We start from the raw sequence: 22405 nt of genomic DNA, 5'->3' as shown, positions 1-22405 counted from the left end.
CTATCTGAACCAATCGAAGAAATTCATCGTGGCCCGCCCCCACAAGGGTTGTTTTTGGGTGATCTGTTGCATCGACAACAGCACTTCAGCTTGTGGAGGACAAAACGGCCATTCGATCGCAGTCTTCCCTTGAAGCTTCGCCAGGATTCGCCCATCGGCTCGTTCAACTGGTTGACTGATGACCACCAGGGGATCCTCGGGGTCAAGAAGGCAAGAACCATCGAACCTCGCGCCCTCATAGAGCAGCGGATTAACCAGAGGAACTGTAATGGAGCCAGCCGAGAAGATCGTATCTCCTTCTCGAATCGGGCCGGGTGGTGCAATTGAGTAGATGACCAACGGGGTCACGATCATCAGCAGAACAATGAGACCCATGGTCCACAGCGGAGGGCCGGGATCCGGCCGGTCATCTGGAGTGGAGGACATGGAGACGCGGGTCAGACTGGAGCCGCTTGGTCTTCGTCGAGCCAGGCATCTTCGTTGCCGACGCCGTCGCTACTCGGGTCCAGTGAGCCGAAGTCGAATAATCCTCTGTCCAGGAGCAGCGACGGAGCGACGTTTGAAAGAGCAGCAAACATGCTGTCCGTACATCCCGGGGCGCGATGTTCCCAGTTACACAGGAATTCCTTGACCTGCTTGCGCTTGAGATTTGGCTGGGAGCCGCAAAGATCGCAAGGAATGATCGGAAACCCCCGTAGCGTGGCGTAACGAGCCAGATCGGCTTCTCGCACCGCTGCCAAAGGCCGAATGATCAAGTGCCTCTTATCCTTCGATCGTAACTTCGGCGGCATGGTCTTCAGCTTTCCTGTGAACAAGAGGTTGAGCAGGAGTGTCTCAAGGATGTCGTCCCGATGATGCCCCAGTGCGATCTTGGTGACTCCCAACTCTCCGGCGATACGATAGAGATGACCACGTCGGAGTCTTGAGCAGAGTGAACAGGTCGTCTGACCATCCGGAATCAAGCGCTTCACGATCGAATAGGTGTCGCGCGCCTCAATATGAAACGGGACTCCTATGGCCGTGAGATACTCGGGCAGCACGTGGGCCGGGAACCCGGGCTGTTTCTGATCCAGGTTGACGGCAACTAGATCGAATCGAATCGGAGCTTTCCTCTGCAGGACGAGCAGCAAGTCCAGCAGCCCATAGCTATCCTTCCCGCCCGACAGGCACACCATGATCTTGTCGCCTGCTTCGATCAAACCATAGTCGCCAATAGTCTGGCCGACTTGACGCAGCAACTGAATTTGAAGCCGTTCTGCGGCTTCGGCGAGTTTGGGTGCTGCGAGACCACGATAGGGCGATCGCGACATACCGCCGTATTGTACAAGTTCGATAGATTGTCTGTCGAATTCGGTCAACCGTCGACTCGTACCCTCCTGGGACCTCACCGATGCGGCTCATCGTGCCCTTAGTCACGAGCCGTCCCGCACGAGCATCCGCAAGGACTTGTGGGCCAGAGCGCTCGCCGTCCTGTGTATGCCGTCCGTCACTGCGGCGGGTCTGACTCGGCCACGCCCGAGGCGCCCCGTTGTCCGTTCTCTCTCTCGCGCGACACGTTATTGCCAGTGATCACGAACAGACAACCCGATGCAAGGATAGGATGGCTGCACGTCCGGTCTGCTATATTTTACTTGTCACGTACGCGATCAGTGGAGTTGGGATGCCGAAGATCGAACGGGGGGAAAGTTTCCATGAAGATTCTAGTCGAACGGGACCTCCCTGGATGACGTGGGGAGATGAAGAACTCCTTGATCTGCCGATTCGACGACTAGGTGTCAGTCTTCACAGTCCGTTCTTGACCGCTCAGATCGAACGATTGCATCGGGAACTCGAAGCGAAGCGGCTGCGGTTTCGACCGCATTGTTGGTTATCGAATGAATGGTTCACGCCCGATGGAGTGCCGGGGATTGCCATTCCGTTCTACCTCGCTCATCCACGGTTGATCAAACTTGAGCTGGTTCAAATGCTTGAGGTTGAAGGCGGCACACCTGAATGGTGTATGAGGATTCTTCGTCACGAAGCAGGCCATGCGCTCGAAAATGCCTATCGTATCAGGAGGCTTCACAACCGCCAGCGCATTTTTGGACGGTCTTCGGAACCATACCCGAAATACTACAGTCCTCGTCCCTACAGTCGGAGTTACGTACGCCATCTGGATCTCTGGTATGCGCAAAGCCATCCCGATGAAGACTTTGCCGAGACCTTCGCTGTTTGGTTGACTCCGGACTCGATGTGGTCCGACCGGTACAAAGGGTGGCCTGTGCTGCGCAAGCTTCAATATATGGATGGTCTCATGAGGGAACTCGCAGGTGTCGAGCCCACGGTCACCACGACGGAGACGGTCGATCCTCTGCATTCGCTCAAGCTGACACTGAGGGAACATTATGACCGCAAGCGGGCCCATTATGGTATTGAACGGCCATCGTTCTACGATCCCGATCTGAAGCGACTATTTTCCGATGCGCCCCTGCACGCCGATCGGATGAGCGCAGCCACCTTCTTGAAACGGTTTCGCCGGGAAGTTCGGCGAAAAGTCGCCGGATGGACCGGGGAGTATCAATACACAATCGATCAGGTCCTTGAAGATATGATCCTCCGTTGCCAGCAGTTGCGGCTGAGAGTCCCGGTCCCGGAGGAACAGGTCAAGCTGGATTTTACGATTTTGCTGACCGTGCATACGATGAACTACCTGCGAAGCGGACGTCATAAGGTAGCTGTATGAGGCGACTCAGGATATTGGTGTTAATGCATGAGGACTTGGTCCCTCCGGATCATCCGACCGGACAGGACTTGAAGCACATGCAGTGGAAGACTGAATACGATGTCGTGAACACGCTCCGAAAGCTCGGCCACGTCGTAAGACCGCTGGGTGTCAAGAATGATTTGGGGGTCATTCGGGCTGCGGTCGAGGAATGGAAACCGCACATCGCGTTCAATCTTTTGGAGGAATTCGATGGAGTGGCGGTCTATGACCAGAACGTCGTCTCGTATCTTGAACTCCTCCGGGTCCCTTATACCGGATGCAACCCTCGTGGATTGATGCTCGCGCGAGACAAAGTTCTGTCGAAGAAACTATTCTCATTCCATCGTATTCCATTCCCCGATTTTATGATGGTGCCGCAGGGGCGTAGCGTGAAGCGTCCGAGCTGGTTGTCGTTCCCGCTCATTGTGAAGTCGGTGACCGAGGAGGCTTCCCTTGGTATCTCTCAGGCGTCCATTGTGGAGGACGATGAGAAACTGAAGGAACGGGTCATCTTTGTTCACCAGAGTCTTGAGACGGGAGCGCTGATCGAGCGCTACATTGAAGGGCGGGAGTTGTATGTTGGTGTGATGGGCAATGGACATCTCCATGTATTTCCTGTGTGGGAGCTGAGAATGGATAAGCTTCCGGAGGAGGCGCGTCGCATTGCAACAGAGCGTGTCAAATGGAGCCGCAAGTACCAGGAGAAGTATGGGATCACGTCCAAGGAAGCCAGAAACTTACCGGGCGGGAAGGCGGCGGAGATCCAGCACCTTGCGAAGCGTGTCTATCGTGCGTTAGGCCTCAGCGGTTATGCGCGCATCGACATGCGGATGGACAAAACCGGGCGATTATACGTGCTAGAGGCCAATCCTAACCCCCAAATCGCAGAAGACGAAGATTTTGCTGATTCAGCTGGCAAGGCCGATTATCAGTACAAAGAACTTCTGCAAGAATTGCTTGGCGTCGGACTTCGCTGGAGGCCCGCTAAGGCGGCCTAAGCCTCGCCCACCTCGCCCTCCCGCCAGCCGATGTGGAAAGGGGCTCTCGTCGGAGTTAGCAGCATCGTCGGCCTCACGAGCCAATCCGGATATCGACGGCATAGGCCAGGTTACAACCGAGCATAAAGACGGGATTTTTGGCGGCCCGGCGGCAAATCCGAGACCGCTTCGAAACTCCACGGTGGTCATCCGAAAGGGCTGGCCGGCCGACAATGTTCGAACTGGTGAGGACCACAGCCACGGCCGAAGCTTGAGTGTAAAATGGGGAGAGGAATCGGTGCATGCCGCATGGCATGCCAACCGAAGGATGTTATGCAACAAGTCACTTGAGCGGGAAAGGAGGCTGAGTTATTCTCGCGCCTCAACTTGACGGCCCTGTTACGCCGGGAGCATTAGCACAGTCTATGACGCCCAACGAAGCGGCAGCCGCGCTGATCGCCGCATTACCGAAGCCGATATCTCCGTCGAACCTGGAAGAATACGGGATTGACGCCACAGTGGAGCGAGCGCAGCAGATTTCCTGTGAGCTGCTGTGCCTGAACCTGTTCTGGATCTCCTCAGCGGTCGAGGCCCACATCCCGCGCAAATACCAGCAGCTTGTTCGGGAACTCGTTCTCCAGTCGGTGGAATCATGGTGGACGACGGCGCCTCCCTTAGGTCCCATCACCTGGACGTCTTTTCTTGCGGAATGGGAGGATCGGGGGCGGCGCTATGACCAGGTTATGCAACAGGCGGCGAACAGGATGGCCGTTCATACAGAAGCCGCCATGTATTTGGAGGAGCAGCGGATCGTGAGCGAAGACGAGCGCGGACGACTTCTCGCTCTTTTCATGGATTCAGTGCCCGTCGATGTCTATGGCCATGTGCTGCAGGACATTTGAGAGGGCCGGAGGTGCTATAGGTACCGGTGGCTCACGACCTTCCCGCTGCCGTCGAGTTCGTAGAACAAAGGAGCTCCTGTCGGAATATTGAGTTCCAGCACCTGCTCCCGCGACAGCTGTTCCAGTTCCATGACCAGGGCTCGCAGACTATTTCCGTGGGCGGCGATGAGGATTGTTTCCCCTTTCAAGACGTGAGGCTTGATCGTCTTCTCATAGTACGGCAGCACCCGCTCGGCGGTATCCTTCAGGCTTTCTCCGCCGGGAGGACGGACATCATAGCTGCGCCGCCAAATTTTCACCTGTTCATCACCGTATTTCTTCGCTGTTTCCGCCTTATTCAACCCTTGAAGATCACCGTACATTCGTTCGTTCAGCGCTTTGTCCTTTTGAATGGGAATCTGCGTCTGACCGATGGTCTCGAGCGCGAGCCGTAATGTTTCGGTGGCTCTCGTCAGCACCGAAGTGAATGCGCGGTCGAAGGTGAATCCGCGGAGTTTCTCGCCGGCGTTCTTGGCTTCTCGGAATCCCCGTTCTGATAACGGGACGTCGACCCATCCCGTAAAGCGATTTTCAAGATTCCACTGCGATTCTCCGTGCCGCAATAATATCAACCGCGCCATCGCCGTACTCCTCAGATCAAAGTCAACGTGCGTTGCCGAAAGCCACAAGAATACTAAATCGCGACTTCAAGTCAAGCATTGCTTTCACAGAGGCACGGCAGTACCATGCCGCTCGTTCGCCTCAAGAAGAGTCGGCTTCCGGCATGAATTCCACACATTCGCCTGACGGTAACCCTGATCCCCTCGAGACTTGGTGGGTCACAATGGCCGAGCGACTATGCGTGGCAGACCGTGCCCGGGTGTTCTTCAGCGGCATCAAGGTCGGTCACCTGCTGCAGCGTATTGAACAGGTCGGGGGGAAGGTCGAGTACGTTCTATTCGTCCTGATGCGCTATTGGGTGCCGACGGTCTTGCCGCCGCCTGGTCGCGAGCGGCTCACCAAGAACGATCCAGACTACTGGCTTGAGTCAGAGCAGATCCTGAAAACCGCGGCTGCGCGGCTTCGCGAACTCAAACCGATCATCGAGCTTTTGACGATGCCCGGCCATCAGATTGATTCCACCTCGGTGAGCCACGCCAGTCCGTCGGCGATCATGGAGTTGGAGCTTGCCAACGTGGTCGAAGAGCTGGCCGAGGCCGCTGGGACCTACGGAGGACCGGACTATACGTCGATCGTCAAAGCGTTCGATCCGGTGCCTCTCAGGCAAACTCAGCCGTTCAAGCACAATAAAAAACACAGCGCGGAGCTGTGGGTGGTCTTCCTGCTCCGCGAACATTTCCGAAGCCTCGGTTTGGGGAAAGATCGCTACTGGCCCCTGATTGCGCCTCTGTGCACCGCGGCCGGCATTTTGAACCCCAGCGGACAGGCGTACGGTGCGGACGAGATCAAGTCATGGTGGCAGAAAAATTGGCCCCGAACCTATACACAATTGGAGCAAAGACAGGAAGCGGCGGATTCGGGCGGAGCGGCCTATGAACAGGATCTTGCCTGGTTTCAGGGATGGATGGGCTGGCAACGACGACGATGATGGAGTCGTCGGCCCTCAGGCCTCAATCAGCGCCGCCGGTTGAGCCGGCTTGGTAGGGTGGCGACCTCTGTCTGAGAGTTCTTCCTGGGCCATCTTGAACATGGCCAGCAGAAAGAGCATGTAGAAGGCGATGCCGACCCAGATCACGTAAGGCTGCACGCCGCCGGCCTCTCGGATCGCTCGTTCGCGCTTTGCGGGATCCTCTCCGCTCCTGCGCTTGATCTCACCGATCTGTTCGCGACAATGCCAGTAATAGATGTAATTGCCTGTCGCGCCAGCCATGATGCTCCAGACGATGCCGACCGTGAGGTCGCCTGTCAGATAGGTGGACACCATGGGGCCGACCGCATAGACCATCGCATAGAGATACATCTTTCTGTACAGGAACCAGAGGAAGGAAATGAACAGAAAGGCCGGCCAATTCCACGTCGGGGCGAACTGAGGTGCCTGCGCCGATCCGAATTTCCTGAATTGCTCTAGATATCGCTCCGAGTGGGGGCCGATGAAGGCCCTCAACAGGTCGAGGTCCGTGAGGGGCGTGTTCTCAGTCGAAGAGAAGGCAGGTTGAGCCTCGACGTTCGAAGAGAGAATCGCTCCGCATTGATAGCAATATTTGGAACCGTCCTGGTTCTGTTGAGTGCACTGAGGACAGGGTTGCATCGCTCTGAGACTACCACATCAGAACACCCGACTGGGAGGGAGCCTTCACGGTTGCTTTCAGGGGCGTCCTATGCTAGCGTCCCTTTTCTTTACAAGGGGATACGATCGCCATGCCCACCGAAGAGCTGAAGAACACGGGTGATCAAATCTTGATGGGAACGTACGGCCGCCAGCCGATCTCGATCGTGAGAGGCCGGGGGATCAAAGTGTACGACCTCGAAGGACGGGAATACACCGATTTCGTCGCCGGAGTGGCCGTCAATCTGTTGGGACACGGGCATCCGGATCTAGTCGCCGCTGTTCAGCGTCAGGCGGCTCAGCTCATCCATGCGTCCAACCTCTATCACACTGAGCCGCAGGTCAAGTTGGCTCAGATGCTTGTCGATCACTCCTTTGCCGAGCGAGTCTTCTTCTGTAACAGCGGAGCGGAGGCCAACGAGGCGGCGATCAAGCTGGCCCGACGCTATTCGCACGGCAAGTATGGACCCGGTCGGCACGAGATCGTGACCATGAAGAATTCGTTTCACGGCCGCACGATGGCGACCCTCACGGCAACGGGCCAGGACAAAGTCCAGACAGGATATGAGCCGCTGCTTCCCGGCTTCTCCTATGTCGAATTCAATCATTTTGCGAAGCTGGAACAAGCCGTCGCCGACAAGACTGCGGCGATCATGATCGAGCCGATCCAAGGCGAGGGAGGCGTGCACGTCGCCGATCGTGAATACCTAAAGGCAGTGCGCGAGCTGTGCTCACGTCGGGACGTGCTTCTGATTTTCGACGAAGTGCAAACCGGCATGGGGCGCACCGGGACACTCTTCGCGTATGAACAGTTCGGAGTTGAGCCGGATATCATGACCTTGGCCAAAGGGCTCGGTGGAGGCATGCCGATCGGCGCCTGTCTCGCCAAAGATTCGGTGGCGCAGGCATTCACGCCAGGTTCGCACGGGTCCACCTTCGGCGGCAATCCGCTCGCATGCGCGGCGGCGCTGGCGGTGTTTCGCGTATTGCTCGAAGGCCGAGTGCTCGATCAAGCGAGGCAGATGGGCGAGTATTTGGTGAAGGGACTCCTGGAATGTAAAGACCGCCATCATGCAGTGCGCGCGGTACGAGGGCTTGGCCTCCTGCAAGGAATGGAAGTGGAGATGGATGCCAAGAGCGTCGTCAGTGGATGCTTGAGGCGGGGGGTCCTCATCAACGCGACCAGCGAACGCGTTTTGCGATTCATACCCCCGCTGATTGTTGTCGAGCGGGACATCGATCGGTTGATCGAGGTCTTGTCCCACGTATTCAACCGGCAAGCGATCGAATCGCCGGGGCATTGACCGGTTAGGTGTCCAAATGAACCGACGACCTCGTCACAGGACGGGATTGGGGAAAGATCTGCTGGACGTCGCGGCGATCCCGCGAGGCGAGATCGAGTACCTCCTCACCCTCGCTGCCCGCTTGAAAGACAAGCAGCGCCGCGGGATTTCCCATCCACTGCTCCAAGGCAAGACGCTGGGACTCCTGTTCCAGAAGCCCTCGACGCGCACCAGGGTTTCGTTCGAAGCGGGTATGAATCAGTTGGGCGGCCATGCGCTGGTCTTGCCGATGGGCGATATTCAGCTGTCGCGCGGCGAAAGCGTTGCCGACACGGCGAGGGTGTTGTCGCGGTATCTCGACGGGATCGTCGTCCGCACCTATGACCATGCCAGCGTGGAGGAGTGGGCTGCCGAAGCCACCATGCCGGTGATCAACGGGTTGACCGATCTCAGTCACCCCTGTCAGGCATTGTCGGATCTGCTGACGATCCGCGAGAAAAAGGGGACGCTCCGCGGTCTGAAGGTCGCGTACGTGGGGGACGGCAACAATGTCGCGAATTCACTCATCGAAGCGGCTGCGAAAATGGGTATGACGATCGCGCTCGGCTGTCCGTCCGGCTACCAACCGGACCAACACGTCGTTGATCGGGCGAGGGTGGTGGCGGCCGGCACGGGAGCCACCATCGAACTTGGGCACGACCCGCAGGTCGCGGTTAAGGAAGCGGACGTGATCTATGCTGATGTGTGGATCAGCATGGGCCGAGAACGCGAACAAGCGCGACGTCTCAAGGTGTTGGCTCCCTACCAGGTGAACAGCCGTCTCGTCGGCCGGGCGAAACCCGATGTAATCGTCATGCATTGTTTGCCAGCGCATCGGGGGGAGGAGATTACCGAGGAAGTGCTGGATGGCTCACAATCGGTCGTCATCGACCAGGCCGAAAATCGATTGCATATGCAGAAGGCCATTTTGACCAGACTTTTGGGTAAAAGGAAACAACGCGCATCATGACTCGTCCTATCAACAAAGTGGTGCTTGCCTATTCCGGCGGGCTCGATACGTCGGTCATCCTGAAATGGCTTCAGGAAACGTATGAAGCCGAGGTCATTGCGTTTTGTGCCGATCTCGGCCAGGGAGAAGATCTCAAGGCCGTCAAGGCAAAAGCGCAGGCTCTTGGGGTGAAAAAGGTCTACGTAGAGGATCTCCGCGAGACGTTCGTGACGGACTATGTGTTTCCTATGTTGCGCGGGAATGCCCTGTACGAAGGGTCGTACCTCTTGGGTACGTCGATCGCGCGACCACTGATTGCCCGCCGTCAGGCCGAGATTGCCTTGAAGGAAGGGGCCGATGCCGTCTCGCATGGAGCCACGGGCAAGGGAAACGACCAGGTTCGGTTCGAGCTGACCTATACAGCGCTCGCTCCCCGACTCAAGGTCATTGCTCCGTGGCGGGAATGGACCATGCGATCTCGCCGGGAATTGATCGAGTACGCCGAGCGACATCACATTCCTATCACGGCGACCAAGGCCAAGCCGTACAGCATGGATTTAAATCTGTTTCACGTGAGTTACGAAGGAGGTATTCTGGAAGATCCGTGGGAAGCGCCGCCGGATGAGATCTTTCAGATGACGGTTTCGCCGGAGCAAGCGCCGAACAGGGCGCTCGAAGTCGCCATCGAGTACGAAGCGGGAAACCCCGTAGCCGTAGACGGGAAAAAGATGAGTCCGGCGCGGTTGCTCGCCCATCTCAACAAGTTGGGCGGGACACACGGGATCGGACGCGTCGATCTCGTGGAAAATCGCTATGTCGGCATGAAGTCGCGCGGTGTCTACGAGACGCCGGGGGGAACGATTCTCCATGTCGCCCATCGGGGGCTTGAGTCCCTGACGATGGATCGCGAGGTGCTGCATCTCAGGGACAGTTTGATTCCGCGCTATGCGGATCTGATTTACAACGGATACTGGTTTAGCCCCGAGCGGGAGATGATCCAGACGGCGATCGACGAGGCCCAACGAGATGTGACCGGCGTCGCGCGGGTCAAACTCTACAAGGGGAACTGCATCCTCGTCGGTCGCCGGTCGAAGCAGTCGCTGTACCGCCTCGATATCGCTACGTTTGAGGAAGATGAGGTGTATGACCAGAAGGACGCGGAAGGCTTCATTCGTTTGAATGCGTTGCGTCTGAAAATCCGAGCGCAGCGAAGGAAGGTCTCGTCCTGATGGCTGCCGGAGGCGACCGTCAGCATAGGCCGGCAGCCGGCGGGAAGGCCTGGGAAGGACGGTTCCGTGAAAAGACAAACCGGTTGGTGGAAGCCTTTACCGGCTCGGTCGGCGTCGACCGCCGCATGTATGCCGAGGACATCCAAGGCAGCATCGCCCATTGCAAAACGCTGAAGAAGGCGGGCGTCTTGTCGGCGGCCGACACCACCGCCATCGTTCGCGGTCTGGAAGCCGTGCGGGCCGAACTGGATCGTGGACGGTTTCGATTCTTGCCAGAGGATGAAGACATTCACATGGCGATCGAACGACGCTTGACGGAGATGATAGGTCCTGTTGGCGGCAAGCTGCATACCGGCCGGAGCCGAAACGATCAAGTCGCATTGGACATCCGGCTGTACCTCCGCAGTCAATTAGATCGCTTGCAGGCGGAGTTGCAGGAATTTCAACGGGTCCTGGTCGCCAAGGCGAAGGCCCATCGCGCCGTCGTGATGCCGGGCTACACGCATCTACAGCGGGCTCAGCCCGTACTCTTTGCCCATCACCTCCTGGCGTACGTGGATATGATGGCGCGGGACAAGAGCCGGTTGCGCGATGCCTATGCGCGGCTCAATGTCATGCCGTTGGGATCGGGAGCCCTGGCCGGCACAAATTATCCCGTAGACCGCCGCTATACGGCGAGATTGTTGGGGTTCCCCGGCGTGACGACGAACAGTCTCGACGCGGTCTCGGATCGCGACTTCATGATCGAAGTCACTGCGGCACTCTCGATCGTGATGATGCATCTGTCCCGTATGAGTGAAGAATTGATCGTCTGGTCATCACAGGAGTTTCGATTTGTCGATTTGCCGGATGGATTCTGTACCGGCAGTAGTATGATGCCTCAGAAGAAGAACCCGGACGTTCCGGAACTCATCCGGGGGAAGACCGGCCGAGTCTATGGACAGTTGATGAATCTCTTGACTACATTGAAGGCTCTGCCGCTCAGTTATAATAGGGACCTGCAGGAGGACAAGCCGGCGCTGTTCGACGCACTGGATACGGTCATGTCCTCGGTGCGGGTCTTGACCGAGTTGATGCGGCGCCTAAAGGTGAATCAAGAGGTCTTGGCGGAAGCCGTTCGGACCGGGCATCTCCTCGCGACGGAGTTGGCGGACTATCTGGTCGTACGAGGCGTACCCTTTCGAGAGGCTCATGCGGTGACCGGCCGGATCGTCCTGGCTGCGTTGGACAGCAAGCGAGAACTTGCCGACTTTTCATTGGACGAACTGCGGCTGTTTTCCGACCGCATCGATAAAGAAGTCTTTGCTCGTGTATCCGTCCCGGCTGCCATCAACCGGAAGGCGCAGATAGGCAGCACGGCTCGAGTTCGGGTAGAGCAGCGCATCAAGGAGTTGGAGCGGTCGTTGTGAGGGCACGATGGCTCGCGTGGTTCGCAGCGGGACTCTCCGTGTCCTGCGGGACGGTCGGAGCCCCCATTGCTCCTGAGAATGTAGGAGTAGCGGTGACGATCGAACAACAAAAACGCCTCGATGCTGCAGGATCTCAGCGCCCGAGCGCAGCGGCACCTGTGGAACGTAGCGACTCTGATCCTGCTCTGCAGGGTCAGGATGTGGATTTGCCGCCTCTGCGGCCGGTTGGCGGCAGATAGGTTCGTCACCTTGACGCGAGAGTCTAGGAGGCCCCGATGCAATTGATTCAGCCGACCCGTCAAGCCCCGCACCTCACTCGGACTGCGACCAAACGGCTGCTGCTGGTGGATCCCTATCCCCGCAACAGTCAGTATCATCTGACCGCGTCGGAACGGCGGGCGGTATGGTTTCCCAAGCTGAGCCTCCCGACGATCGCCGCGTATACGCCGGAGCATTGGCAGGTGGAGTTGGTCGATGAGGCGGTCGAAGACATTGAGTTCGACTATCCATGCGATATGGTGGGGATCTCGATCATGACCTGTTATGCGCCGAGGGCATATGAGATCGCCAAGGAGTTTCGCCAACGGGGCAAGACCGTGGTGCTGGGCGGGGTGCATCCCACGTATTGCCCCGATGAAGCCCTGCAATATGCGGATGCGATCGTGTGTGGGGAGGCCGAAGACCTCTGGCCCCAGCTGGTGGCCGATTATGAAGCGGGGACATTGCAGCGGACGTACAGAATGACGTCGTTCCCCACGCTGGAACACTACAAGAGCCCTCGTGTGGAGTTGCTAAGTCCCGACTCGTATATGACCCGCCAATGCAGCTTTACCACGAGAGGCTGCCACTTTGATTGCGAGTTCTGCAGTGTCTCGCCGTTCAACGGCAAGACCACTCGTCGGCGGCCCGTTGAAGAAGTCGTGACGGAACTGCAAAATGTGCAGCGGTGGATCCGAAGCGAATTGGTTGAACGATTGAGAGACGAACCGATCTGGAAGGCCTTCCTGCTCGGACTGCGGATCCGCGTGGGCATCGAAGACGGCAGCATTGTGGCATTTGTAGACGACCTCCACAACAGTAACCGCGCCTATTGCCGGGAACTCTGGACCGCGTTGAAGCCCCTGAAGATCAAGTGGGGATGCCAGTCCACACTGTTCCTGGCTGATGATGAGGAGATGGTTAAGTTGGCGGCGGAGAGCGGTTGCGTCTCGGTGTTCGTCGGCATGGAATCGCTGGATGAAGACTGCCTCGACGAGACCAATAAGCCGTTCAATCGGGTGAAAAAGTTCTCCCAAGAGATAAAAATGTTCCACGATTACGGGATCATGGTCAATCCAGGAATCGTCTTCGGCTTCGACAATGACGATGAGGCCGTGTTCGAGCGCGCGGTCGAATTCCTAACGAAAAACCAAGTCGAACTCGCCTATTTCAACGTCTTGACGCCGCTTCCCGGCACCGCTCTGTATGAGCGTTACAACAGCGCCGGACGGATCTTCGATCGCGATTGGTCCAAGTACGACGGCAAGCACGTCGTATTTCGGCCGAGCCGCATGACGCCGGAACAATTGCAGGAGGGATTCCATTGGGCCAACCATCAGTTCTATTCCTTGCCGAACATCTTTAACCGCCTCTCGGGCACGAAGCAGCGGCTGATTGCGCGGTGGGAAATGAATCGCGAGTTCAGAAAACTGGTCAAACGAAGCTGTCCGCAGGGAACCCTGTCGCCACTGGCCTCGGTGCTCAAGAACCTCCAGGCCAAGCTTCCGGTGTTCGATACGGAGCAACTGATCCCCAGCGCGCTGCACGCCCTCAAGCAACGCCTCGATCCTCAGGCGCTGTCTCCCGAGCAATTGGCGCTCAATATCAAGGTCAAGCGACACGATAAGTTCGCGGCGCTCATTGTCGACCTCGAAGGGACCCTCGACCGGTTGAACGCGCAGGAATTGATCAACCGCATGAAGGTAGCGGCCGAGAAGGCGCGGATGGACATCATCGTGAATTTCGAGCATTTGAAACTGGCGGCCCCGGACGCCCTCAAAGCGTTGGTGGATGCGGAAGCCATCAAGCGTGCCATCCCGAACGTCAAGGTGCGGTACCGCAAGTTTACGGATGCGTTTGAGACGGCGTTGCAGGGACTCTCCCTGGCCGGGTTGGAAATCCTCAGCGAGGATCTTCAGGATGCATAGCTTCGAATATCGCCACGGCGAACTCTATTGCGAGCACGTGCCGGTTAGCCAGATCGCTAAGGAGGTCGGTACTCCCTGCTACATCTACAGCCATGCGACGTTGACTCGTCATTTCCGAGCGTACGACGGGGCGTTCAAGGACATTCCGCACGTCGTCGCATTTGCGATGAAGGCGAACTCCAATCTGGCGATTTTGCGTCTGATGGCCAAGGAAGGCAGCGGAGTCGACATCGTCTCGGGCGGGGAATTGTTCCGGGCCCTCAAAGCGGGAGTGCCGCCGTCGAAAATCGTGTTTGCGGGGGTCGGCAAGAGCGCCAACGAGATCCGCGACGCCTTGAGGGCGGGCATTTTGATGTTCAACGTCGAATCCTCCGCCGAGCTCAGGGCGATCGACGAGGTGGCGCGTTCTGTCGGAAGAAAGGCGCGGGTCGCTTTGCGGATCAATCCCGATATCGATCCCAAGACCCACCCGTATATTTCGACGGGACTCAAGAAGAGCAAGTTCGGCATCGCCGCCGACAGGGCATTGGAGGAATACAAACTGGCATCCTCCCTGGGCCACATCGACATCGTGGGCGTCCATGCCCATATCGGATCGCAATTGACCGAAGTGACGCCGTTCGTTGAGGCGTTGAAGAAAGTCGTGGCTCTGGTCGAGGCGCTGAAGACGCAGGGCATCGGAATCCAATACTTGAATGTGGGAGGCGGTCTCGGCATCACCTACTCCGACGAGAAGCCGCCGCTGCCGAAGGATTTGGCGGAGGCGATTTCCCCTTTGGTCAAGGGCCAGAATCTGACGTTGGTTATGGAACCGGGCCGGGTGATCGTGGGCAATGCCGGTATTCTCTTGACGCGGGCGCTGTATCAGAAGGACGGGGAGGCCAAGCGCTTCGTGATCGTCGATGCGGCGATGAACGATTTGATCAGACCCAGTCTCTATAGCGCCTATCACGATATCCGCCCCGTCTCGGAAGCGTTGCTGGCGAAACCCAAGCGTGCAGTCGACGTCGTCGGCCCGGTCTGCGAGTCCGGTGATTTTCTGGCAAAGGATCGCACGCTGCCCGAAGTGAACCCCGGCGATCTCCTGGCCGTGATGAGTGCTGGGGCCTATGGGTTCGTGATGGCGTCCAATTACAACTCCCGGCCGCGGGTGCCGGAAGTGTTGGTGAAGGATGCCGAAGTGCATGTCATCCGGGCGCGGGAAACCTACGAGGATTTGGTAAGAGGCGAGACGATTCCCGCGTTTTTGAGCTAGGCGGCCGAGCGACCGTCTGACCGGCGAAACCTGGGTGTCCAAAGAAGTCCCAGCCTTTGCCGTTCTCGAGAGGGGGATATCCGGGCAGACGCTCGATGAGTCCGTTGGCCGGACGCTGTATCGCAAGTGTGACGACAGGAGCACCGGGTTGCAGGGAAAGGAGCTGTCATGTTTACCGGTTCATTAGTGGCCATCGTCACGCCATTCAAGAATGGCAAGGTGGATGAGCAGGCCTTCGGTGATTTGATCGAGTGGCAAATCGCCTGCGGCACGAATGGGATTATCCCCTGCGGCACGACGGGAGAATCCGCCACGTTGTCGCACGAAGAGCACCATCGAGTCGTGAAACTCGCGGTTGAGGTCGTCCGGCGACGGATTCCGGTCATTGCGGGAGCCGGCTCCAACAGCACGACGGAGGCGATTTCGCTGACCAAGCATGCTAAAGAAGCCGGAGCGGACGGTGCGCTCCTGATCACCCCGTACTACAACAAGCCCACGCAGGAAGGCTTATATCGACATTACAAGGCTATCGCCGAGGCGGTCGATTTACCGCAGGTGCTCTATAACATCCCCGGGCGGACGGGCGTGAACATGCTGCCCACCACGGTGGCCCGTCTGTGCGGGATGAAGAATATCGTGGGAATCAAGGAAGGTAGTGGTTCGGTGCAACAGGCATCCGACATCGCCCTGCATTGCCGCGAGCGGTTGACAGTCCTTGCCGGTGACGATGCTCTCACGCTTCCAATGATGGCGGTCGGGGCGAAGGGCGTCGTCACGGTTGCGGCCAATCTCGTGCCCTCAGAGATGGCCAAGCTGGTTTCCACGTTTTTATCGGGACACGTTGACGAGTCGCGGAATCTCCACTTCCGATTGTCCCCGCTCTTTGCCGCGTTGTTTTACGAGACCAACCCGATTCCCGTCAAGGAGGCCTTGGGCCTGATGGGCAAGATTACACCTGACCTGAGGTTGCCGCTCTGTCCCATGGGGGCCGAGACCAAGGCACAACTCACCGCGGTGCTCAAGGACCTGAAACTCATTTAGCCGCCACCCAGCTCACCCTACCGCCTATGATCAACGTCATCGTTGCAGGAGCTGCAGGACGAATGGGCTGCCGGCTTGTCGCCCTGCTGGCAGAATCGACGACCCTGACGCTCGCCGGCGCGATCGAAGGGAGCAAGCATCCGGCTCTGGGGCAGGATGCCGGTGAAGTCGCCGGGTGCGGACGTACGGGAGTCCCGATCACCGACGATCTCTCCTCGCTGCTCGGCCGAGGTGAAGCGGTCATTGATTTCTCCTCGCCGCACGCGACCTTGGAGCATCTCAGCATCGTCGCTCACCATCGTCGGGCCATGGTCATCGGCACGACGGGCTTCTCCGTTCCCCAGACCCAACAGATCCATGAATTAACCGGCCAGGTCCCCTGTGTGCTGTCACCCAACATGAGCGTCGGTGTCAATCTGATCTGCAAGGTGATCGCCGAAATGGCAAGGACACTCGGTGATGGGTACGATATCGAAGTGATCGAAGCGCACCACCGGCTCAAGAAGGATGCACCGAGCGGAACCGCGCTAAAGCTGGCGGAGGTCTTGGCGACCGCCGTCGGGCGGGACCTCGCGAAAGTCGGCGTGTACGAGCGGAAGGGTCTGATCGGCGAGCGGAAGAAGACCGAGATCGGGATTCAGACGGTCCGCGCAGGGGACATCGTGGGAGACCATACGGTCCTCTTCGGAGGCGTGGGCGAACGGATCGAAGTCATCCATCGGGCCAGCAGCCGGGATACCTTCGCGAGCGGAGCCCTGCGCGCGGCCTGCTGGGTCGTTGGTCGCCCGCCGGGCTTGTACGATATGATGGATGTGCTGGGGTTGCGGTGAATTGACGAGGAGCCTCGCCTCACCCGGCGCAGCTGCATGGTGGACCGTGACAGACGGCCGTTGTCGCAGCGGGGCCCTGTCAAGGTTGGATACGCCAGCTGGATCAGGTCGGTCTCAATGTCTCGCCGTAAGGGGACGTGGCTCCTGGTCTGCGGCCTTCCGACGACCGCAGTTCAAACAGGCGAACACGGTGATCGCCAACCCGGCGTCCAAATCCACTGCCCGTTCCGGCAACATTGTTCCACGACATTTGTCACAAGTCTTCATGGGCGCACTCTAGCATTCCGGAAAATGGATGCATATCCATCAGAAGTACTGGACCTGTCACGAACAAAAGTCCCCAGGTGGCCCTAGATCTAGGTCCTTTGCACCATGCTTGAAGACCAACAAGACTAGGAAGACTGGCTCACCTATCGGCCGCCACGATTCTTGACACGGAACCTCCTGTCCCATAGGATTGTGGCTCTGATGCAACTCTCCCCCTATGTATAGAATAATTTTTGTCCTGATCCTCCTGATCATCCTCTATTTTCTGATCAGGAGCGCCCTGCGCGAGCTGAAGGGACGAGGGGGAACCGACCAGCTACCCGTGGACAAGAATCAGATGGTACAGGATCCGGTCTGTCGCGTATTCGTTCCGCGCGGAACTGCGGTCATTGAGGTGATCGGTGGCCAGACGTATTGTTTTTGTGGCCGAACATGCGCCGATAAGTTTCAAAGGCAAATGGCGGGCTAGCAGCCGGAATAGCTGTAGTCGGACAGCTTCTCTTCCTTGTCGAATTTCAAAGTAATCTGGCACTGGTTGGGGGAGAAATTAAACAGCGGTGCGCTGGTCTTGCCGCCGGCGATGCGATAGTAGGTCCAGGTCTCACCTCCGAAGAAGCGCGGAGACTTTCCGTCCGGCGTACCCCAATTCTTCTCGAACCAGGCCTTGTCCTTGCCCTGCATTTCGGCCGGCTTCAACGACGCTTCCAGATAGGGGTTATCGCCGCCGCACGCGGTGAGGAGGAAGCAGATGGCCGGAAGCCAAAACAGACGTCTCATCTGGGAGTCTCCTCGATGACGGAAACCCATAATCAGCGCGATAGGACGGATCTGGATTGTAGCGGTCGATGCACAGGCTGTCAAACTGCGACGCCCTGTTGCGGCGACCCTGGACTTCTCCCTACAATGGAAAAATCGAGCCGATGGCTCAACAGCTGCGTAATCGAATCTCTTATGTTTGACAAGAAAGGATCACACCATGAAATTTTTTCTTGATACTGCCAGCGTGAAGGAAATTCAGGAAGCGGCAAGCCTCGGCTTGCTGGACGGTGTAACGACCAATCCCTCGCTCGTGGCCAAGGAGGGCCGCGTGTTTCGTGAAGTCCTGGTCGAAATCTGCAACATCGTCGACGGCCCGATCAGTGCAGAAGTGGTCAGCATCGAAGCCGATGCCATGGTCAAGGAAGGGCGGGAACTCGCCAAGATCCACAAAAATATTGTGGTGAAGGTTCCTCTGATTGCGGAAGGACTCAAGGCCACCAAGCGTCTGACCGCTGAAGGGATCCGCGTCAACGTCACTCTTTGCTTTTCTCCGACACAGGCGCTGCTGGCGGCGAAGGCCGGAGCATGGTGTGTCTCGCCCTTCATCGGGCGGCTCGACGATATCAGTTCCAACGGCATGGAACTCATCCGCCAGATCGTCACAATCTATAAGAACTATGACTTCAAGACATTTGTGCTGGTCGCGAGCGTTCGGCATCCCCAGCATGTCGTTGAAGCGGCTTTGGCTGGAGGGCACATTTGCACGATGCCCTTTGCCATCTTCCAGCAGATGGTGAAACATCCGCTCACCGATGTCGGCTTGAAGAAGTTTCTCGCCGATTGGGAGTCTCAAAACAAGAAGAGGTAGTTCGAAAGTGTAGGGGCCGCGTTTCAGGTCACTGGCCTGCGCAGGCGATTGTCGATGATCTGTTTGGCCAAACGAAAGACCCTATGGAACATGGGTCTCGTCAGCTTGCCGGTAAACGTATTCTGCTGGCTTGGATGATAGGATCCGACCAGCGTGACGTGCCAGGGCATGCGATAGGCCCGCGCATGGCCGAAGGCCGGGAGGGGGGAAGGAAGTCTGAGCCCCTCTTGCCTGCAGGTCTTTAAGTAATGATCGAAGGCGATCTTGCCCAGAGCGACGACCACCTTCATGTTCTGCAGCAGCCGGAGTTCCTGACGAAGGAAGGTCCGACAAGCAGCGATTTCCTCCGGCGCAGGTTTGTTGTGAGGCGGTGCGCAGCGGATCGTGGCGCCGATGTAGGCATCCGACAACGTGAGGCCGTCGGATTGATGCTGAGAGAGCGCCTGGTTCGCGAACCCGAAGCGATGCAATGCCTCGTACAGCCAGTCCCCGCTGCGATCTCCGGTAAAGATCCGCCCGGTTCTGTTCCCTCCGTGGGCAGCAGGAGCCAGTCCCAGCACGTACAGTCGTCCCTTCGGGTCGCCAAATCCCGGGACCGGTCGACCCCAATAGGTCCACTCACGGAACTGTCTTCGCTTTGTCCGGGCGATCGCCTGCCGATAGTCGACCAGTCGCGGGCATGCTGTACAGGACGCGATCCGATTGTTCAGCACCGTGAGCGAGCGCATAGCGTCGGGAGTGTATCAGGTGATCACCATCCTCCGCCAGGCGCGGCTAAAGTTTGAACTGCTTGCCGCCCGTGAGGCTTACTGTTAGCATGACAAATTGTTCGTGAATGGTCGTTCAATTCGGAGGGACATTGCGTTATGACACGGTTGCGTCGCGGGTTCCTGTACGTGCTGCCGCTCCTGATCGGTGCGACACTAGTATCTTCGCTCGGTGCCCGGGGTGAGTCTGACTCTACCGCAATGAAGGACGTGACGCCGCGCCCCGGCGCCAACGGGGAGCTGGAGCGCGATCTTCCTCCGAGTGAGGTCATCGACAGTCAAAACGAGCCGGAAGATCGTCTGGTTATCCTGCCGGAAATCAAGCGTGAAGGAGAGCGGTTTTTCTTGAGTTCGTTCAAGCTGCCCGACAAATTGACGTTTGCGGGGCAACCGGTTCCTCTGGACAACTGGCAAGTCCGCGAGCGCATCGAGTATGAGTTCTACCAGTTCCTCGAGGATCAGGGAGAGAGCATTATCCTCGCCAAGCGTATGGGGCGCTGTTTCCCTCCGGCAGAGAAACAACTCGCGGAAGCGGGATTACCGGACGATCTCAAGTACATGCTGCTGGTCGAGAGCAAGTGCATCGCCGCCGCCTACTCGCGGGCGAAAGCCTCCGGTCCTTGGCAATTCATCCCGTCGACCGGGCGGCGATATCGGCTCAAGAGCGATTCCGTCCGCGATGATCGGCGGAACTTGGAAATGTCCACGGAAGCTGCCGTGAAATACCTCAAGTACCTGAAGGATTTCCAGCAGAACGATTGGTTTCTGGCTATGGCCTCCTACAACGCCGGCGAGGAACGGGTCCGCAAACTCCTGAAGGATCAGAAAGTCAACGACTATTGGCGAATGCACGGCCCTCGGGAAACCATGCGCTATGTTCCCCGGATCATCGCGGCCAAGGAAATCTATTCCCAGCCGGAGAAATATCTGGGGTTGAGCAAGAAGGACCTGTATCTCCCGCTGGAAACTGAAACGGTCACCGTGACGGTGAAAGAGTCTCAACGGGCGCTCACGTCCATCGCTGAGGAGTTCGGCACATATTATCTGGAATTACGAATGTTGAATCCCGAATTCAAGAAGGATGTGCTTCCGCACGGGGTCTATCAGATCCGAGTCCCACGTCAGACCTGCCCGAGTCGCTGCTTCAAGCAGGAGAAAACTCCGTAACGATCGTAGAGCGGATCGGCAGCCTTCGGTTCTCGCTCCGAAATGGTCAGCGGCTGCTGATGTCTCATCTCGGTTCGCCCTTCGGGGCGACCACCGACGCCTCCGAGAAACAGCTGCATGACGATCCGACTGCCAAAATCTCCTGTCAGTTCCCTGCTCACACGGGCGCTCAGACGAGCGATCGAAATCGTGGAAGGCGGGGCTGCCGTCCGACGAGCGGTCGGCCGGCATGGTGAGGTGCTGACGATCGCATCCCGCCGAGTGGACCTTCGACGGTATGAACGGCTGGTCGTGCTCGGCGCGGGAAAGGCTACGGCGTCGATGGCCCGCGCGGTGGAGCCCTTGTTGGGAAATCGGCTGCAGGGTGGACTCGTGGTCGTCAAGTACGGACATGCGGTTCCGACCAGACGCATCACGATATGCGAAGCCGGCCATCCCTATCCGGACCTCGCAGGATTCTACGCCGCTCGCCGGTTGATGCGGCTTGCTTCCGGGCTGTCGGAGCGTGATCTGTTGATCGTCTTGCTCTCGGGCGGAGCCTCCAGTCTGTTGCCGGCGCCGGTGTCCGGTATCAGTTTGTCCGACAAACGACGCGTGACCAGACGACTGGTGCGAAGCGGAGCGAGCATCCAGGACATCAACACCGTCCGCAAACATCTTTCGGCGCTCAAGGGAGGATGGCTTGCAGACATGACCTCCGCCAGGATCGTCACCCTGATCCTTTCCGATGTGCTCGGCGATGACATCAGCGCCATTGCTTCCGGTCCGACGGCTCCCGACCCCACCACCTTTCGCCAATCGGTCGACTGTTTGAAGCGCCATCGGCTCTGGGCTTCTCTACCGACCTCGGTCCGCAGGCATTTGGACAGGGGGCTTCGCGGCGCAGTGGCGGATACGCCGAAGCCGGGCGCACCCTGCTTCCGGCGGGTAGTCAATGTGGTGATCGGGAGTGGTGCCCTGGCCGTCGCGGAGGCGGCGCGTGCCGTTCGAGAGGCCGGCCTCAAGACCGTGATCCATCCGAGTTGGTTGACCGGTGAAGCCCGTCTGGCAGGAACAGAATTTGGGGCCATGGCGAGGACTATTCTGCGATGCGGCATGCCGGTTCGCAGACCCTGCTGTGTGATCGCCGGAGGAGAAACGACGGTGACCGTGAAGGGACGGGGACTGGGAGGCCGGGCGCAGGAGTTTGCCGCTGCGGCCGCGCAGGCCATTGCCGGGCTTCCGGACGTGTGGATTGCGGCGGTGGGTACCGACGGCACCGACGGCCCGACCGATGTGGCCGGAGCGCTCGTGAGCGGACAGACGGCGGCGCAGGCACGTCGATGGGGCATTGACCTTGACGCCGCGCTGAAGCAGAACAATAGTTATCCGGTGCTGAAGCGTCTGGGAGCCCACATCATCACCGGCCCCACCGGCACCAACGTCAACGACCTTTACGTGCTCCTGGTCTTGTAGGTACTATCCCCGC

21 protein-coding genes are annotated in these 22405 nt (G+C 58.3%); 15 read left to right on the top strand and 6 right to left on the bottom strand.

The window, feature by feature from the left end; genetic code table 11:
• Positions 1–375 carry a hypothetical protein gene (locus tag P0111_16065; protein ID MDF0645548.1) on the bottom strand — a complete coding sequence of 125 codons (375 nt, stop codon included), beginning with the start codon at positions 373–375 and terminating at the stop codon, positions 1–3.
• Between the two features lie 62 nt (positions 376–437).
• Positions 438–1310, bottom strand: coding sequence for a tRNA 2-thiocytidine(32) synthetase TtcA (gene ttcA, locus P0111_16060; protein MDF0645547.1), 873 nt, complete (start codon positions 1308–1310; stop codon positions 438–440).
• 350 nt (positions 1311–1660) lie between these two features.
• On the opposite strand from ttcA, the gene P0111_16055 reads away from it, so the two are divergent.
• The 3 genes from P0111_16055 (at position 1661) to P0111_16045 (ending at position 4622) form a co-directional block, all read left to right on the top strand.
• The gene (locus P0111_16055; GenBank protein MDF0645546.1) at positions 1661–2722 is read left to right on the top strand and encodes a putative zinc-binding metallopeptidase; all 1062 of its coding nucleotides are present in this window, start codon (positions 1661–1663) and stop codon (positions 2720–2722) included.
• Between the two features lie 23 nt (positions 2723–2745).
• On the top strand, positions 2746–3741 hold the full coding sequence (locus P0111_16050) for an ATP-grasp domain-containing protein (GenBank protein MDF0645545.1): 996 nt from the start codon (positions 2746–2748) through the stop codon (positions 3739–3741).
• Positions 3742–4145: 404 nt separating this feature from the next.
• Positions 4146–4622 (top strand): hypothetical protein, encoded by a 477-nt coding sequence (locus tag P0111_16045; protein ID MDF0645544.1) that lies wholly within the window; start codon positions 4146–4148, stop codon positions 4620–4622.
• 14 nt (positions 4623–4636) lie between these two features.
• Here P0111_16045 and P0111_16040 read toward each other — a convergent pair whose 3' ends face one another.
• Complete coding sequence (locus P0111_16040; protein MDF0645543.1) at positions 4637–5242, bottom strand: 2,3-bisphosphoglycerate-dependent phosphoglycerate mutase; 606 nt, start codon at positions 5240–5242, stop codon at positions 4637–4639.
• A gap of 203 nt (positions 5243–5445) precedes the next feature.
• Here P0111_16040 and P0111_16035 point away from each other — a divergent pair, with 203 nt between their 5' ends.
• Entirely contained in the window at positions 5446–6210 is a 765-nt protein-coding gene (locus P0111_16035; protein MDF0645542.1) for a hypothetical protein, read from the top strand.
• Between the two features lie 15 nt (positions 6211–6225).
• Here the strand turns inward: P0111_16035 and P0111_16030 are convergent, their stop codons facing one another.
• Positions 6226–6870: a DUF2628 domain-containing protein gene (locus tag P0111_16030; GenBank protein MDF0645541.1), complete on the bottom strand. Its 645-nt coding sequence runs from the start codon at positions 6868–6870 to the stop codon at positions 6226–6228.
• 110 nt (positions 6871–6980) lie between these two features.
• Here P0111_16030 and P0111_16025 point away from each other — a divergent pair, with 110 nt between their 5' ends.
• The 8 genes from P0111_16025 to dapB all read left to right on the top strand — a co-directional run bounded on the left by P0111_16025 (position 6981) and on the right by dapB (position 17109).
• Complete coding sequence (locus tag P0111_16025; protein MDF0645540.1) at positions 6981–8192, top strand: acetylornithine transaminase; 1212 nt, start codon at positions 6981–6983, stop codon at positions 8190–8192.
• A 16-nt stretch (positions 8193–8208) separates the two neighbouring features.
• Positions 8209–9180 carry an ornithine carbamoyltransferase gene (gene argF, locus P0111_16020; GenBank protein MDF0645539.1) on the top strand — a complete coding sequence of 324 codons (972 nt, stop codon included), beginning with the start codon at positions 8209–8211 and terminating at the stop codon, positions 9178–9180.
• Positions 9177–10388, top strand: a complete 1212-nt coding sequence (locus P0111_16015) for an argininosuccinate synthase (GenBank protein MDF0645538.1) — start codon at positions 9177–9179, stop codon at positions 10386–10388. The genes argF and P0111_16015 overlap by 4 nt, the downstream gene beginning before the upstream one ends.
• On the top strand, positions 10388–11797 hold the full coding sequence (gene argH / locus P0111_16010; GenBank protein ID MDF0645537.1) for an argininosuccinate lyase: 1410 nt from the start codon (positions 10388–10390) through the stop codon (positions 11795–11797). The genes P0111_16015 and argH overlap by 1 nt, the downstream gene beginning before the upstream one ends.
• A gap of 275 nt (positions 11798–12072) precedes the next feature.
• Positions 12073–13983 (top strand): radical SAM protein, encoded by a 1911-nt coding sequence (locus P0111_16005; protein ID MDF0645536.1) that lies wholly within the window; start codon positions 12073–12075, stop codon positions 13981–13983.
• Entirely contained in the window at positions 13976–15238 is a 1263-nt protein-coding gene (lysA, locus tag P0111_16000) for a diaminopimelate decarboxylase (GenBank protein ID MDF0645535.1), read from the top strand. The genes P0111_16005 and lysA overlap by 8 nt, the downstream gene beginning before the upstream one ends.
• Before the next feature lie 168 nt (positions 15239–15406).
• Complete coding sequence (dapA, locus tag P0111_15995; GenBank protein MDF0645534.1) at positions 15407–16279, top strand: 4-hydroxy-tetrahydrodipicolinate synthase; 873 nt, start codon at positions 15407–15409, stop codon at positions 16277–16279.
• A gap of 26 nt (positions 16280–16305) precedes the next feature.
• Complete coding sequence (dapB, locus tag P0111_15990) at positions 16306–17109, top strand: 4-hydroxy-tetrahydrodipicolinate reductase (GenBank protein ID MDF0645533.1); 804 nt, start codon at positions 16306–16308, stop codon at positions 17107–17109.
• 732 nt (positions 17110–17841) lie between these two features.
• On the opposite strand, the gene P0111_15985 is transcribed toward dapB, so the two are convergent.
• On the bottom strand, positions 17842–18153 hold the full coding sequence (locus P0111_15985; GenBank protein MDF0645532.1) for a hypothetical protein: 312 nt from the start codon (positions 18151–18153) through the stop codon (positions 17842–17844).
• A 199-nt stretch (positions 18154–18352) separates the two neighbouring features.
• On the opposite strand from P0111_15985, the gene fsa reads away from it, so the two are divergent.
• Complete coding sequence (fsa, locus tag P0111_15980; protein ID MDF0645531.1) at positions 18353–19003, top strand: fructose-6-phosphate aldolase; 651 nt, start codon at positions 18353–18355, stop codon at positions 19001–19003.
• Positions 19004–19026: 23 nt separating this feature from the next.
• Here the strand turns inward: fsa and P0111_15975 are convergent, their stop codons facing one another.
• A complete protein-coding gene (locus tag P0111_15975) occupies positions 19027–19731 on the bottom strand; it encodes a uracil-DNA glycosylase (protein MDF0645530.1) in 705 nt (234 codons plus the stop codon).
• A 138-nt stretch (positions 19732–19869) separates the two neighbouring features.
• On the opposite strand from P0111_15975, the gene P0111_15970 reads away from it, so the two are divergent.
• Together P0111_15970 and P0111_15965 are read left to right on the top strand one after the other, a co-directional pair.
• Complete coding sequence (locus P0111_15970; protein ID MDF0645529.1) at positions 19870–20937, top strand: lytic transglycosylase domain-containing protein; 1068 nt, start codon at positions 19870–19872, stop codon at positions 20935–20937.
• 117 nt (positions 20938–21054) lie between these two features.
• On the top strand, positions 21055–22392 hold the full coding sequence (locus P0111_15965) for a glycerate kinase (GenBank protein MDF0645528.1): 1338 nt from the start codon (positions 21055–21057) through the stop codon (positions 22390–22392).
• The last annotated feature ends 13 nt before the right edge of the window (positions 22393–22405 follow it).

The sequence above is a fragment of the Nitrospira sp. genome (genome assembly GCA_029194535.1).
GTDB lineage: Bacteria > Nitrospirota > Nitrospiria > Nitrospirales > Nitrospiraceae > Nitrospira_C.
Note: the sequence above shows the minus strand (reverse complement) of the source record. Positions and strands in the feature narration are given on the sequence as shown.